The sequence below is a fragment of the Desertivirga arenae genome (assembly GCF_017355785.1).
Classification (GTDB): domain Bacteria; phylum Bacteroidota; class Bacteroidia; order Sphingobacteriales; family Sphingobacteriaceae; genus Desertivirga; species Desertivirga arenae.
Window position 1 is genome coordinate 1 of record NZ_JAFEWE010000043.1, and the last position, 656, is coordinate 656.

General features: G+C 43.1%; 2 tRNA genes and 1 rRNA gene. All 3 read right to left on the reverse strand.

Annotated features, from left to right (window positions below):
• Positions 1 to 236: 236 nt before the first annotated feature.
• Positions 237 to 310, reverse strand: a tRNA-Ala gene (locus tag J4N24_RS25435).
• Between the two features lie 97 nt (positions 311 to 407).
• Positions 408 to 482 (reverse strand) — tRNA-Ile (locus tag J4N24_RS25440).
• Between the two features lie 122 nt (positions 483 to 604).
• Positions 605 to 656: ribosomal RNA gene (locus J4N24_RS25445) — 16S ribosomal RNA — on the reverse strand; the annotation flags it as partial.

A 656-nucleotide genomic window follows, 5' to 3' on the forward strand; every position in this document is an offset into this window, starting at 1 on the left:
CGTAGCTTATCGCAGCTTATCACGTCTTTCATCGCCTCTGAGAGCCAAGGCATTCCCCGTGTGCCCTTTCTTACTTTCTTCTACACTTGCTGCTTTTGCTCAGCAAGGTATGCTTTTGTTAGTTCTGGTATTGCTACCGTCACCTAACTGTTGTCTTCTCTTACAATTACTTCTTCCAATATGTCAAAGAACTTTTTACCCTTATACCCTTGCGGTATAACTTGTTTTGGTAAACGTGGAGAATAACGGATTCGAACCGTTGACCCCCTGCGTGCAAGGCAGGTGCTCTAGCCAGCTGAGCTAATTCCCCAATAAGAATTTAATGAGTGAAGGAGTAAGTGATTGAATGAGTGAATATTTTTTTTTACTGTTATTCTATCATTCTATCCTTCTTTCATTGCCTTTTGTAGTCCCGAGCAGATTTGAACTGCTGACCCCTACATTATCAGTGTAGTGCTCTAACCAAGCTGAGCTACGGGACTAGTTATCTTTCCTGTCTCGCCTCTCTGGTTTGGCTTAGCCACCGATTGGCTTATCTTTTTGGGTTTCTTCTTTTTTCTTTTAAACTAATCGTTAGCATAACGGGCAATTTTCCCGGCTCTAGAAAGGAGGTATTCCAGCCGCACCTTCCGGTACGGCTACCTTGTTACGACTTA